The organism is Empedobacter sp. UBA1574 (genome assembly GCF_002322895.1).
GTDB lineage: Bacteria > Bacteroidota > Bacteroidia > Flavobacteriales > Weeksellaceae > Empedobacter > Empedobacter falsenii_B.
The window spans coordinates 65,328-79,859 of sequence record NZ_DCOI01000002.1 but is presented as its reverse complement, the minus strand read 5'-3'; the positions used below and the strand labels follow the sequence as shown (position 1 = coordinate 79,859).

Here is a 14,532-nt window from a genome sequence, read left to right as displayed (position 1 = left end):
CCCTCTTGTTTTTAGAAAACTCTTACCAACAATTCTTGTTCTATTTTATCGTGACAATTTTCTAATGCATTTTTCTCTGCTTTTCCTGCTTTCCAATGCGATGTACAATAAAATTCGTCTTTTTTCCATTCTAAATCATCTTTAAAAAATGATTTTATTTCCTTTACAGATTTAGATTCCCCCGCAACATAAGCAAATCGTTTTCCGTCTTTGCGTTTCGGAAATTTCTGATTTTTTGTCAAACTATATAAAGCTATTCCGCTTCCTACATTTTGATTCACAATCCATTTAAATTCTAAATTTGCTTTCGTTTCAATTTGGTGAATATCATCTTCTGTTGGGACTTCCACACAAACAATTCCGTTTGTTTTAGCAGGAAGCGACTCTATAATTGCTGAAATTACAGGCAAGCCTGTTAAATCTGCAGCCAAGAAAATGAAATCTGTTTTTGGAGCCAAATCTTTTTTTTTCGACTTCATCGAAACTCCAATCATATCTCCAACTTTCGCCTCATTTGCCCAACGCGATCCTGGACCATTCAATCCATGATTTGCAATATCAATCACAATCACATTGTTTTTTGCATCAATATCGCGCAACGTATAGGTACGAGAAACTGGTTTAAATTTTTCTGATGGCGAAATCCATTTTTGATTCTCTTCATCATACTCAGCATAGTGAATATCACGGATCCCAAGCGGTGGAAAAAGTAATTTACATGTTCCGCCCAACGTTGTATCCTTAAAAAAAGATACATCATCATTTTCCAAATGAACGCGAATAAGATGTGGTGTCACAAATTCTTTCTTTTTTAAGATGAACTTCTCCTTCGCAATTTTCACTTTATCTCCCATCAGATTATTTAGATTTATTCTAATTCTATACGAATATAAAGTAAATTTAGATTGAATAAGAATAATAAAATGTTAAAGTAAAAAGTTATACTTTTTTTAATACGATTTTAATATGATAACTAAATAATTAACCTTAACTTTTACATATTAAAAAATAACCTAAAAAACGAACAGAAAATGGAAAATACTTTATGCGAAATCTCGCTCGAACAAAGAACTCTTCCACTTGAAGGCGGATTTAATTGCAGAGATTTAGGTGGAATAATTAACACAAAAAATGAAGTCATTAGAAAAGGATTGTTAATTCGATCTGATGATTTAGCAAATTTGACAGATGATGATTTGGAGATTTTAAATGATTTTCCAATTCGAACAATTATTGATTTACGCACGACTTACGAACGTTTAAAAAATCAAGATCACATTCCAAATAGTTGTAATCACGAAGTTCATTTGGATATTTCTTCTGGACATTTCGAAAATTTAGTGAAACAATTCAAAGCTGGAATTTCAAATCCGAAAGAATTTATGTGTAAAATTTACGAGGATTTTGTTTTAGATAAAACATGTCAAACGCAATACAAAAGCTTTTTTGATATTATTCAACACAAAAATAGAACGCCAATTTTATTTCATTGTACAGCTGGAAAAGATCGAACTGGATTTGCAACAGCAATGATTTTATCTGCTTTGAAAGTCGATTTAGATACAATTATGGATGATTACTTGGCTTCTAATATCTTTTTGGAACAAAAATATGCACACATCTTAAAGATCGATCCGAATTATAAATATCTAATTGATGTTTTACCTGAATATTTAGAAAGCTCTTATGAAGCGATTAATAAGAATTTTGGTTCAGTCGAAAATTATTTAACTGATATTTTAAAGGTTGATTTAGATTTGATGAAAGATTTATACATAAAAAAATAAAGCGATCAATTGATCGCTTTATTTTTTATTATCTAAAATTTCATTCGTTGAATTCGAACAGCATTCAAAATTGCTAATAAAGCAACACCTACATCTGCAAAAACAGCTTCCCACATATTGGCAATTCCTTCTGCTCCAAGGAAAAGCACGATAATTTTAACGCCCATTGCTAAAATGATATTCTGAATCACAATCTTTTTTGTTTCACGACCAATTTTTATCGCCGTTGCAATTTTAGAAGGTTGATCGGTTTGGATTACAACATCTGCAGTTTCTATCGCAGCATCGCTTCCAAGTCCACCCATCGCAATTCCGACATCAGAAAGCGCTAGAACAGGCGCATCATTGATTCCATCACCTACAAAAACCACCACTTGATTTTGATATTTTTTCAATGCTTCAACTTTCTCTACTTTTCCTTCTGGTAACAATCCACCAAAAGCTTCATCAACACCAACTTCTTTTGCAACTTTTTGCGTAATGGTATTTTTATCTCCACTCAACATAATCGTTTTCGAAACACCTAAAGCTTTCATTTTCTGAATTGCTTGTTGCGCATCTTCCTTGATTTTATCAGCAATTGTAATATATCCTGCATATTTTTCATCAACTGCAACCACCACAATACTTTCTACAATATCATGAATTTCTTGTGGATATTGAATCGAGAAATGATCTAATAATTTAGTATTTCCAGCTAAAACTATTTTTCCATCAACTTTTCCTTTCAAACCTTTTCCAGAAATTTCTTCCACTTCTATCGCTTTCAATTCTGATGGATGACTTGCCACAATCGCTTTCGCAATTGGATGCGTAGATTGTTTTTCTAAAGCCGAAACAAGATTTAAAAAATCGTTTTCAGGAAGATTAGTTTCAATTTTTTGAACTTCGAAAACCCCTTCCGTCATTGTTCCTGTTTTATCCATCACAACTGTGTTTACTTTCGCCATTAAATCTAAAAAGTTAGAACCTTTTACTAAAATTCCGTTGCGTGAAGCTGCCCCAATTCCTCCGAAATAACCCAATGGAACCGAAATTACTAATGCACAAGGACAAGAAACAACCAAGAAAACTAAACCTCTGTATAACCAATCATTAAAATCGTAATTATCAACAAAGAAATAAGGAATAATCACCAAAGCAGCCGCTAAAAAGAAAACAATTGGCGTATATATTTTTGCAAATTTTCGGATAAATAATTCAGTTGGAGCTTTGCGAGAAGCTGCATCTTGAACCATTTGTAAAATTTTTGCAATCGAACTATCTTCAAATTTTTTAGTCGTTTGAATTTCGATTACATTTTCAAGATTTAACATTCCTGCCAAAGCAGTTTCTCCAGTTTTATACGTTGAAGGTTTACTTTCTCCTGTCAAAGCCGCAGTATTAAAACTTCCTTTATCTGAAATCATAATTCCATCTAACGGAACTTTTTCCCCAACTTTTACCTGAATTGTTTCTCCAATTGCCACATCTTGTGGTTTTATTGTTTCGAAATTACCATTTCGTAAAACATGCGCTGTATCTGGACGAACATCTAATAAGGCTTTAATATTTCCTTTTGCCTTATTAACCGCCGCTTCCTGAAACATTTCGCCAATTGTATAAAACAACATTACCGCTACACCTTCTGGATATTCGCCAATAATGAAAGCACCTAAAGTCGCAATTCCCATCAACGAAAATTCATTGAAGAAATCTATTTTTTTTGCTAATTTAAACGCTTCTCCCCAAACAGGAAATGCTACTAAAATATAAGAAATGCCAAACCATATCAAACGAATAGTTTGATTATCAACAAACCAAGTTGGTTTTAAAACATATTGAACAAAAATTCCGGCAAAGAAAATAGCTAAACTGGCACCTAATAAAATTTTACTATTATTGTGTTCGTGGTCATGACCTTCGTGATTATGATCATGAGTATCTTTATGTTTGTCATTTGACGTACTACAACAAGCTTTAGACATAATTCAAAAATTTATATTTCAAAATTATAAAGTTATTGCTGCAATCTGGTTGCAAAGTTTAGGATTTACATTGATCGCAAATTCCTTTCAGAATAAATGAAGATTGTTCCGCCTTGAAATTTTTGGGTAGATTGATTTCTGGCACATGAATATTTCGCAAACAAAACGTTTGATTACAATTATTACAATGAAAATGAGCATGTGTAAATTCGGGCGTACATTTGCAACTCGACTCGCAAAGCGCATATTTTTTAGAGCCCGTTCCGTCCTCGATTGAATGAATTAATTTATTTTCTTCGAAAGTTTTTAAGGTTCTATAAATTGTTACTCGATCTGCCTGATCCATTTCAATTTCTAAATCAGCTAAACTTAATGCAACGTCAGTTTTCATCAATTTATCTAAAACCAACAAACGCATCGCTGTTGGATTGATAGAACGATTCTGTAATGCTTTGTTTAAAATTTCTGTTTGCATTTTCTTCGATTTCGAATATAAAGTTACGAAAAAGTTAACTAAAGTTTAGTTAATAAAGTTTTTCCTTTTTTATTGCATCTAATTCTTTTTGCATTCGTTTCTTCCAATCTTTACCATTACGTTTTTCAAGATAAGGCTTTACAGTTTCTTCATATTTTAGTTCTAATTTATCATGTTTAAAATCTAAAACTCCAATATTTATATAATCTACTCCATATTTATTGTGAATACTGTCAATTTTAGCATAGGTTTCAGAACTAAATTCTGGTAAAGGAAATCCTCCTGAATGAAGAAAAATAATTTTATCATTTTTAATATCTTCTTTTGCTCTTTCTATGTATTCTTTTTCTTCCTTTTTTAATTTAATTATGTCATTTATAAATACTCCAATTATAATCATAAAAAAAACTGAAGTTAAAACTAAATTAACATTAATCAACTTACTGTATTTAAACAAACTAATTAAACTTGAGAAAATAATTATTCCAATAAGAATGTAAATAATTTCATGATATTCGGTTTGATAATAAATATCCCAAAAAGTATAATTTGAAGAACTATGTATCCAACAAAAATTTATTATTGGAAATAAAAGTATTAATCCAATAACGATTAAATTAAAAACAATTAACTTTTTATTCACTATTTCACTGTTATTTCATCTACAAAAATATACGACTTTCCTTGAAAAGGTTCTGCTAAATGACCTTTTGGGAAAGCACCATAATTTGTTGCTTTTACTTTGATGTAACGTGCTTTTTCTTCTTTAAACTGAATTTTCCATGAATCAGAAAACACGTTATTATCAAATGCATCAACTTGTTTTTCTAACATTCCAACCAATTTAAAATTCTGATTATCTTTCGATGTATAGACTTCTAATTTTGTAGGTAAGACAATCCAAGAACGAGAATCTTGCAAGAAATTCATGACAACCGAAGAAACGGATTTCGTTTTTTTCATGTCAACAATTGCATCAAAATTTTGATCATATCCACCTGCATGATATTGCGGTGTGTAGGTAGAATTCAACTGAATTGTATAATCATTTGGTTTCTTAGTAAATGTTCCAGAAATTGTTTTACTTTTCTTTCCATTCACTTCCACAAAAGAAGAAATTGTAGTTGTTTCTTTGATTGAAATTGGTTTTTTATAGATTTCTGCTTTTTTACCATTCACAGAAACATAGATTTTCGCATTTGGTTCAGAAGATTTTACTTCAACATTCATTTTATTTTGAAATGATCTGTCTTCAGCAACCAAAACTGGAATTGTTACAATTTTTTCACTTTCAGAAATAGGTTTAATCTCTCTATCTTTCAAAAATTCAAATCCTAAAAATTGATTTTCTTTGTAATTATTTTTCGTGATTATACGCTTCGTTCCATCTTCTAGATTAATCGTGATTTCATCAAAATACGGCTCAACAGTCGTCCACATTCCCGAACCTGGCGTAACGCTATAAATTCCCATCGAAGCCAAAACGTACCACGCGCTCATCTGCCCACAATCTTCATTTCCAATCAATCCATCTGGCGAGTTTTTGTAATGTTCATTCAAAATTTTATGAACCAATTCTTTTGTTTTTTTTGGCTTATCAATGTAATTGTACAAAAAAGCCACGTGATGACTCGGCTCATTTCCTTGCGCATATTGCCCGATAAGTCCCGTAACATCCACTTGCTCCCGACCTGTTGTTTCTGATGGTGCATTAAATAATTCATCTAATTTTGCATCAAAACCATCTTTTCCACCATAAAAATCAATCATTCCATTAATATCTTGCGGTGCAAAAAACGTGTATTGACAACCATTCGCCTCTGTGTAATTATTGTTTACTTCACGCGGATCAAAAGGTTTTAGCCAACCTCCATTTTTCTTTGGCTGAATAAATTTTGTCTCATGATTGAATAAATTTTTCCAATATTGAGAACGTTCGATAAAGTAATTATAATCGTCGTGTTTATTTAAAATCAATGCCATTTGCGCAATACACCAATCATCGTACGCATATTCTAATGTTTTAGAAACTGATTCGTGTTCATCGTCAATCGAAATAAATCCGTTTTGTTTGTAAGCTTTCAATCCCAAATGATCTAACATTGCCGAATGTTTTGCTGCTTCATAAGCTTTCTCATAATCAAAGCCTTTGAAACCTTTTACCATTGCATCAGCAATCACAGAAACCGAGTGATAACCAATCATACAATCGGTTTCGTTACTCGCTAATTCCCAAACAGGTAAACGTCCACCTTGTTCGTAATGCTTGATAAATGTGTTAATAAAATCAATCGTTCTTCTCTTCTCAATCAAGGTATACAAAGGATGCGCAGCACGAAAAGTATCCCAAAGTGAAAAAACCGAATAATAATCGAAATTATTTGCCAAATGAATTTGATCGTCCATTCCACGATAATTTCCATTCAAATCTTGCGAAATATTTGGTTGCATCATCGTGTGATACATCGCTGTATAAAAAATAGTTAGTTTATTCTTATCTGAAGATTTCACTTCAATCTTCGATAATTCTTTGTCCCAAGCCTTTTCAGCAGCGGCTTTCGTTTTAGAAAAATCAAAAGTTGTTAATTCTTTGCTATTAACATCCGTTCCATTATATCCAGTTGTAGATAAGGTCACTTTTACCATAATCTTCTCACCTTTCTTTACTTTTTTACCAAAAGCCAAGGCAATTTCATTTCCTTTAAATGTTTTAGATATTATATTTCCGTCTTTTGAAGCAGTTAATTTCAATGGAACATTAAATTCTATCTTGGCAAAAATCTTTTGATTCTTCGCCCATTCTTCCGAATTTCTGTAAACATAAAGTGTTTTAGCGTCTACAATTTTCACTTCTCCGTCAACTAATTTATCACGATGATTAAGATCTAAAATGATATTTGCGTCACCAGCTTTATTAAAAGTATATTCATGCAAACCAACGTGAGTTGTTGCCGTTAATCGAACATTGACATTATATTTATCTAACAAAACTTGATAATATCCTGCTGTTGCTTTTTCATTTTTATGCGAAAATTTAGAACCATAATCAGTCTGATTAAATCCTTTCTGATTAAGCGTTGGCATCAACATAATGTCACCATAATCAGAAACTCCTGTTCCATTTAGATGTGTATGTGAAAAACCATAAATAAAATCATCAGAATAATGATAACCACCACAACCATCCCAACTTCCATCAATTCGAGTATCTGGAGAAAGTTGAACCATTCCGAATGGTAAAGTCGCTCCAGGAAATGTATGTCCATGTCCACCTGTTCCAATAAACGGATTAACATATTGTGCATAATTATTTTTCTGAGCAAAAATTAATGATGAAAACATCATCAGAATAAATGATAGTAAAGTTGATCTCATTAGTTTTTAGTGTTTTGATTGACAGAAATTCTGTTATACAATAATATGGATTATATTTGTTTTAACACAATTTAGAAATCGATTAACACATGAGTAATAGAAGAAATTTCATAAAAAATCTTGGAGCTTTAGGCTTACTTTTAGGTACAACAAAACTTGATCTTAATGCGCAAACTACATCTAAAAGATCAACTACTTCAACAAAAATCAATAAACCAATTGTTCTTTCTACTTGGCGTTTTGGAATTGAAGCTAATGCCGAAGCTTGGAAAGTTTTAGGTAATAATGGAACAGCTTTAGATGCTGTAGAGCAAGGCGTAAAATTGGTCGAAGCTGATCCAAATGAACGAAGTGTTGGTTATGGTGGACGTCCTGATCGCGATGGAAAAGTAACTTTAGATGCATGTATTATGGACGATCAAGCAAATATTGGTTCTGTTGCTAGTTTAGAGTATATCAAACATCCAATTTCTGTTGCGCGAAAGGTAATGGAAGATACACCACACGTGATGTTAGTTGGAAATGGTGCACTTCAATTTGCGTTGGAAAAAGGCTTCAAAAAAGAGAATTTATTAACTGATGTTTCCGAAAAAGAGTGGAAAGAATGGTTGAAAGATACTAATTATCAGATGCCTATCAATATCGAAAATCATGATACAATTGGAATGATTGCCTTAGATTCCTATGGAAATCTTTCTGGAGCTTGTACTACGAGCGGAATGGCGTACAAAATGCACGGACGTGTTGGTGATTCACCAATTATCGGCGCAGGTTTATATGTTGATAACGAAATTGGTGCAGCAACCGCTACTGGTCATGGTGAAGAAGTGATTCGTATTGCGGGAAGTCATTTGGTTGTGGAGTTGATGCGTCAAGGTTATTCGCCAGAAAATGCATGTAAGGAGGCTGTTCATCGAATCATTAAATTAACAAAATCGCGTAAAAAAGATTTATCGGCGATTCAAGTTGGTTTTATTGCAATTAACAAACAAGGCGAATATGGTTCATATTGTATTCATCCTGGCTTTAACTTTGCGGTTTATGATGAAACTGGAAATCGTTTAATTGACGGAAAATCTATTACAAAATGAAAAAAATAGAAATTGCTTGCTTTAATTTAGAATCAGCTTTAGTTGCAGCAAAATCAAATGCAGATAGAATCGAGTTATGTGCTGATGTTTCAACAGGCGGAATTACACCTAGTTTTGAAGATATCAAAACATTAAGAAAAGAAACAGATAAAGAAATTATGGTGATGATTCGCCCTCGTGATGGAGACTTTTGTTATTCTGATGAAGAATTTGAACAAATGAAATCTGAAATCATCATGATTAAAAATTTTAGAATTGATGGTTTTGTTTTTGGAATTTTGAATGAAGATAACGAAATCGATTTTGAACGAAATCATGAATTAATTGAACTTGCAAAACCTTTTCCTTGTACTTTTCATCGCGCTTTTGACAGAACTTCTGATGCCGAAAATTCACTTCAAATCGTGATTGATTTAGGATTCAAAACTATTTTAACTTCTGGTTTAGATAGTAATGTTTATGATGGAAAACGTGAATTAAAAAACCTTGTTAAAAAAGCAGAAAATCAAATCACAATTATGCCTGGAGGTGGTTTGCGCTCAACAAATATTGAAGAAATTGATTCATATACAAACGCTACTTACTTTCATTCATCAGCGATGATTGATGATTCTGGAATTGCTAATTTAGAAGAAATCAATCGATTAAAAAGTATGATAAATTCTGAAAAATAAAAATAGTAACTTTGGACTATGCTTTGGGAAAATATAATTGGACAACAGGAGATTAAAAACAAGCTTCAACAATCTATAAAAGATGGTCGTATAAGTCATGCTCAGCTTTTTTCTGGTCCAGAAGGTTCGGGAACTTTGGCTTTGGCAATTGCTTATGCACGTGAAGTTTTGTGTGGTTTGAATAACGAACAATGCAATCTGAAAGTTGATAAATTACAACATCCCGATTTACATTTTTCTTTTCCTTATTCAGCAACAGAAAGTGTAAAAAAGCCACTTGCTAAGTATTTATTAAACGATTGGCGAACTTTTGTAGACGAAAATGTCTATGGAAATTTAACGGATTGGATGTCTCATCTTGGTATTGAGAAAAAACAAGGCGTTATTCCTGTTGATGAAGCGGATGAAATCGTCAAAACATTAGCGCTAAATAGTTACGAAGGAGGCTATAAAATCATGATTATTTGGCAAGCTGAGGAAATGACTACTGCAGCTGCAAATAAATTGTTGAAAATAATTGAAGAACCGCCTCAAAAAACACTTTTTTTATTGGTAACAGAACGTGAAGATTTGATTCTACAAACTATTACTTCTCGTTGTCAATTGGTTAAAATTCCTCGTTTATCGCAATCGGATATAAAGAATTATCTAATTGAGAAGAAAAATATTAATCCAGAAAAAGCGCAACATATCGCTTTTTTATCGCAAGGAAATGTACGAGAAGCGTTGCATCAATTGAATGATGACGAACATTTATTCGATAAGTATTTTGTGACTTGGGTTCGAAAAGCCTTTATGGCAGCCAAAACGCCAACCGTTTTAAAAGATTTGATTGATTGGTCGAATCAAATTGCAAGTTGGTCGAGAAGTGAACAAAAAGATTTTTTGAATTATTGTTCAGAGATTTTTCGTCAAGCTTTGTTAAAAACGTATCAATCTGATGATTTAGTTTTTTTACAAATTAATGCAGAAGGTTTTAAATGGCAAGGTTTTGCGCCTTTTATACATGGAGCTAATATCGAAGATATTTTAAATGAAATTAATGAAGCGTCGTATCATATCGAGCGAAATGGTAATTCTAAAATTATACTTTTAGATTTATCTATCAAGTTAACTCGCTATTTACATCGAAAAACAGCATAAAAAAACCACTTATCTAATAAGTGGTTTCTTTATATGATCTGAATGTTATTTCAAATTATTTTGCTGGAGCTTCAGTAGCTGGAGCTACTTCCTTAGCTGCACCTTCAACTTTAGTTGCTAAAGAATCCGTTTTTTCTACTAAAGAATCAGTTTTAGCTGCTAAAGAATCAGTTTGAGCTGCTAAAGAGTCAGTTTGAGCTGCTAAAGAGTCAGTTGTATTTTCTACTGCTTCTTCTGCTTTTTTCTCACCACAAGATACTGCTCCTAAAGATAAAGCTGCTACTGCAACTACTGCGAAAAATTTTTTCATTGTTTTATTGTTTTAATTATTAATAATTTTCGATTAATTTTCTTTGACAAATGTATTTCGAAACGTAAACAACAGCATGTAAAATCAATGTAATATAATTGTATTAATCAATTCTCAATAAATAAAATTTAAACTATTGATTTTTAATCAATTATAAATAGTTTTACAATTTTTGAATATTTTTTGTAAAAAACATTGTGTCAATTATTTATCTAATGAAGACAGTTAAATTTAAAAATTAATTGATTTTGATTAATTTTTGATCCTAAATCATTTAATCTTTATTCTAAAAAATTAATTATTTATACATTTGTATAAATTTAATAAAAGTATGCTAGTAGTTTCTTACATTCAAGAAAACAAAGATCGTGTAATTGAAGGACTTAAAAAACGTAACTTCAAACAATTAGATCTTGTTGATGAAGTTTTAAATGTGGATGAACTTCGTCGTAAAACACAATTTGAATTAGATAATGTATTAGCTGAATCCAACAAATTAGCAAAAGAAATTGGTAATTTGTTTAAAGATGGAAGATCGGAAGAGGCTAATGAATTAAAAAACAAAACGGTTGATTTAAAAACTCAATCAAAAGAGTTACAAGATTTATTATCGTCTTACGAAACATCCGTTAAAGATATTTTGTATCAAATCCCGAATATTCCGAACGAAATCGTAAAAGCAGGAAAAGATGCTGATGATAATGAAATCGTTTTTGAACACGGAGATGCAACTGCAAAACCAAACAATTTGCCACACTGGGAAGTTGCTAAGAAATTTAACATCATTGATTTTGAATTAGGTGTTAAAATTACCGGAGCTGGTTTCCCTGTTTACAAAGGAAAAGGTGCTCGTTTGCAACGTGCTTTAACACAATTTTTCTTAGATAAAAATTCTGATGCTGGCTATACAGAAATTGTTCCTCCCTTCGTTGTGAATGAGGCTTCTGGTTATGGAACTGGACAGTTACCAGACAAAGAAGGACAAATGTATTATATTGGAGAAGATGATTTGTACTTGATTCCTACTGCGGAAGTTCCTGTGACGAATATTTACCGTGATACAATTGTAAAAGCAGAAGATTTACCAATTACGTTGACTGCATATTCACCATGTTTCCGTCGTGAAGCGGGTTCTTATGGAAAAGATGTTAGAGGATTAAATCGTTTACACCAATTTGAGAAAGTTGAGATTGTACGTATCGAAAAACCAGAAAATTCTTACGCTGCTTTAGACGGAATGATTGAGCACGTAAAAGGAATTTTAGAAGATTTAGAATTACCATACCGTATTTTAAGACTTTGTGGTGGTGATACAGGATTTACATCTGCAATTACATACGATTTTGAAGTTTTCTCTGAAGCGCAAGAAAAATGGTTAGAAGTTTCATCTGTATCTAATTTTGAGACTTTCCAAGCGAATCGTTTGAAATTACGTTACAAAGATGAAAACGGAACTCAATTAGCACATAGTTTAAATGGTTCTGCTTTGGCTTTACCACGTATTTTAGCCTCAATTTTAGAGAATCACCAACAAGCTGATGGAACAGTAAAAATTCCGAAAGCGTTGCAACCTTATACTCGTTTTGAGATTTTAGATTAATCAATAATCTGTCAGATAAATAAAAGCTCGAGAATTTCTCGAGCTTTTTTATGTTATTAAAATTGAAACTAAATCAGGTGTTTCAATTCTTTTTTCAAACTATCTTCCCAAGTCGGAATATCAAATTGATAAACTTCTTTTATTTTCGATTTATCCAATAAACTATACGCAGGACGTTTCGCTTTTGTCGGATAAGCTGAAGTTGGAACAGGATTAATTTCGATTGTTGAATTAGACAATTCTTTAATTTTTTGCGCAAATTCAAACCAAGAACATTTTCCTTCATTCGAATAATTAAAAATTCCATAGGTTAAATCATCTTTCAAAATAATCGTTAAGATTACATCAGCCAAATCAATTGCATTTGTTGGCGAACCAATTTGATCTGCTACAACAGAGATCGAATCTTTGTCATTAAACAACCTAAGCATCGTTTTAACGAAATTATTTCCAAATCGAGAATAAACCCAAGCTGTGCGTAAAATAATCGTTTTAGAATTGTTTTCTAATGCTAAATTTTCGCCATCTAATTTTGTTTGACCATACACCCCTATAGGATTTGTTTGATCTGTTTCTAGACGAGGTTGAGCTTCAGTTCCATCAAATACATAATCTGTCGAAACGTGAATAAAAGGAATTCCTTTTTGATTCGTGATTTTTGCTAAAAATTCTGTTGCTTTTGCGTTTACTAAATAAGCATTCTCTTGATCATCTTCAGCTTTATCAACCGCTGTATAAGCTGCACAATTGACAACAAAATCGAATGATTTATCTTCGAAATAATGATTAATTAATTCTTCATTCGTAATATCTAATTCATTTCGAGTGACAAAAAAACATTCAATTTCCTTGTAGTTTTTTGATTGCTCTAAAATCGATTGACCTAACTGACCATTCGCTCCGGTAACTAAAATTCTTTTCATATATAAAAAAAGCCACTAAAATAGTGGCTTGAAGGTATTATTAATATCTTAAAATTATAATCCTAATTCTTTTTTAACGTCATTTAATAAGTCGTATCCTCCAGCTTTGTAAACTAAAACACCTGCAGGTAAAACATATTTAACTCCTTTTTTTGCAGCAGCAGCATTAATTGCATCCATTACTCTTTTCTCGATTGGATCCATTAAAGCTTTCTCTTTTGCTTGCATTTCATCTTGAGCAGCTTTTGCATACGTTTCGTATTTCTTTTGCATTTCTTGCTCTTTCTCTTGGTATTTGTTCGCTGCAATTAATTTTTGAGCCTCTTCTTGAGATTTACCAGCTAAATCTTTTTGAGCAGTTTCCATAAAAGTTTTATAGTCTGCTTGTAATTTTGCGATAGCATCTTCGTGTTTTTTACCTAATGCTTGTAAATCAGCCTCTGCTTTTTTGTAAGCTGGCATTGATTCAATTACTGCTTGCGTATCAATATGTGCAATTTCTTGAGCGAAAGATAAAACGCTTCCGAAAACCATCATTGTAAATACTGCTATCAATCTAATTTGTTTCATTTCTAGTCTAATTTGTTTTTTAAAATTTATTTTCTTGTTTTATTGCTACTATTACTAGTTTTATTATTTCCAGAAGTTGATGTTTTTGAATTATTTGGTTTCAACTCTGGTCTTAAAGTCATTAATACTTCTCTACTTATGTCAAACTTTGGATCTGTATAAATCATGATTAAATCACTTCCTTTATCAAATACAAAACCATATCCTCTTTTATCTGCAACTTCTTTTGTCGCATTATAAATTTGATCTTGTAAAGGCTTTACCATTGATCTTCTCAGATTAACTAAATCACCATTTGGTCCATAACGTTTATCTTGCAAAATTCTTACAGCCGCTACTTCATCAGCTAGCTTTTTCTCTTGCTCTTTCACCTGTTCTGCCGTTAATAAAATCTTTTCGGCTTCGAATTCGGCTTGTAATTTAGCTAAATTTTCTTGTTTTTGCTCAATTTCTTTTTGCCAAGACTCTGTTTGAGATTTTAATTTGTTTTGAGACGATGTATATTCTGGTAAATTTTCTAAAATATACTGACTGTCTACATAACAAAATCTTTGCGCAAAAGAGAAACTTGCTAATCCAAAGAACAACGCTATAAAACTAATCCATTTTTTCATATT

14 protein-coding genes are annotated in these 14,532 nt (G+C 31.8%); 5 read left to right on the top strand and 9 right to left on the bottom strand.

Features of this window, described 5'->3' with window-relative positions:
- Positions 1 to 11: 11 nt before the first annotated feature.
- Positions 12 to 854 (bottom strand): siderophore-interacting protein, encoded by an 843-nt coding sequence (locus B3578_RS00580; RefSeq protein WP_125349936.1) that lies wholly within the window; start codon positions 852 to 854, stop codon positions 12 to 14.
- 177 nt (positions 855 to 1,031) lie between these two features.
- Here B3578_RS00580 and B3578_RS00575 point away from each other — a divergent pair, with 177 nt between their 5' ends.
- Positions 1,032 to 1,787 (top strand): tyrosine-protein phosphatase, encoded by a 756-nt coding sequence (locus tag B3578_RS00575; protein ID WP_221857002.1) that lies wholly within the window; start codon positions 1,032 to 1,034, stop codon positions 1,785 to 1,787.
- 32 nt (positions 1,788 to 1,819) lie between these two features.
- Here B3578_RS00575 and B3578_RS00570 read toward each other — a convergent pair whose 3' ends face one another.
- Genes B3578_RS00570 through B3578_RS00555 form a run of 4 tightly spaced genes read right to left on the bottom strand, consistent with a single transcriptional unit; the run spans position 1,820 to position 7,604 of the window.
- Entirely contained in the window at positions 1,820 to 3,754 is a 1,935-nt protein-coding gene (locus B3578_RS00570) for a heavy metal translocating P-type ATPase (protein ID WP_291046240.1), read from the bottom strand.
- A gap of 58 nt (positions 3,755 to 3,812) precedes the next feature.
- A complete protein-coding gene (locus B3578_RS00565; protein WP_291046237.1) occupies positions 3,813 to 4,229 on the bottom strand; it encodes a Fur family transcriptional regulator in 417 nt (138 codons plus the stop codon).
- Between the two features lie 49 nt (positions 4,230 to 4,278).
- Positions 4,279 to 4,872, bottom strand: coding sequence for a hypothetical protein (locus tag B3578_RS00560; RefSeq protein ID WP_219034963.1), 594 nt, complete (start codon positions 4,870 to 4,872; stop codon positions 4,279 to 4,281).
- The gene (locus tag B3578_RS00555; RefSeq protein ID WP_291046233.1) at positions 4,872 to 7,604 is read right to left on the bottom strand and encodes a GH92 family glycosyl hydrolase; all 2,733 of its coding nucleotides are present in this window, start codon (positions 7,602 to 7,604) and stop codon (positions 4,872 to 4,874) included. The genes B3578_RS00560 and B3578_RS00555 overlap by 1 nt, the downstream gene beginning before the upstream one ends.
- Before the next feature lie 89 nt (positions 7,605 to 7,693).
- Between B3578_RS00555 and B3578_RS00550 the strand changes: the two genes are divergently transcribed.
- The 3 genes from B3578_RS00550 to B3578_RS00540 are packed head-to-tail and all read left to right on the top strand — an operon-like array spanning position 7,694 to position 10,512.
- A complete protein-coding gene (locus B3578_RS00550; RefSeq protein WP_114998363.1) occupies positions 7,694 to 8,695 on the top strand; it encodes an isoaspartyl peptidase/L-asparaginase family protein in 1,002 nt (333 codons plus the stop codon).
- A complete protein-coding gene (locus B3578_RS00545) occupies positions 8,692 to 9,369 on the top strand; it encodes a copper homeostasis protein CutC (protein WP_221854122.1) in 678 nt (225 codons plus the stop codon). Before B3578_RS00550 ends, B3578_RS00545 begins: the two co-directional genes overlap by 4 nt.
- A gap of 18 nt (positions 9,370 to 9,387) precedes the next feature.
- On the top strand, positions 9,388 to 10,512 hold the full coding sequence (locus B3578_RS00540) for an ATP-binding protein (protein WP_221854121.1): 1,125 nt from the start codon (positions 9,388 to 9,390) through the stop codon (positions 10,510 to 10,512).
- Between the two features lie 55 nt (positions 10,513 to 10,567).
- Here the strand turns inward: B3578_RS00540 and B3578_RS00535 are convergent, their stop codons facing one another.
- Positions 10,568 to 10,822 (bottom strand): hypothetical protein, encoded by a 255-nt coding sequence (locus B3578_RS00535; protein WP_291046226.1) that lies wholly within the window; start codon positions 10,820 to 10,822, stop codon positions 10,568 to 10,570.
- Positions 10,823 to 11,153: 331 nt separating this feature from the next.
- On the opposite strand from B3578_RS00535, the gene serS reads away from it, so the two are divergent.
- Positions 11,154 to 12,422, top strand: a complete 1,269-nt coding sequence (serS, locus tag B3578_RS00530; protein WP_038334750.1) for a serine--tRNA ligase — start codon at positions 11,154 to 11,156, stop codon at positions 12,420 to 12,422.
- A 68-nt stretch (positions 12,423 to 12,490) separates the two neighbouring features.
- On the opposite strand, the gene rfbD is transcribed toward serS, so the two are convergent.
- From rfbD to B3578_RS00515, 3 genes are read right to left on the bottom strand one after another with little or no spacing between them, the layout of a single operon-like run.
- On the bottom strand, positions 12,491 to 13,345 hold the full coding sequence (gene rfbD, locus B3578_RS00525) for a dTDP-4-dehydrorhamnose reductase (RefSeq protein ID WP_038334743.1): 855 nt from the start codon (positions 13,343 to 13,345) through the stop codon (positions 12,491 to 12,493).
- Positions 13,346 to 13,399: 54 nt separating this feature from the next.
- Positions 13,400 to 13,915 carry an OmpH family outer membrane protein gene (locus B3578_RS00520; RefSeq protein ID WP_114998374.1) on the bottom strand — a complete coding sequence of 172 codons (516 nt, stop codon included), beginning with the start codon at positions 13,913 to 13,915 and terminating at the stop codon, positions 13,400 to 13,402.
- A gap of 26 nt (positions 13,916 to 13,941) precedes the next feature.
- Entirely contained in the window at positions 13,942 to 14,529 is a 588-nt protein-coding gene (locus B3578_RS00515) for an OmpH family outer membrane protein (protein ID WP_286495463.1), read from the bottom strand.
- Positions 14,530 to 14,532: the final 3 nt, after the last annotated feature.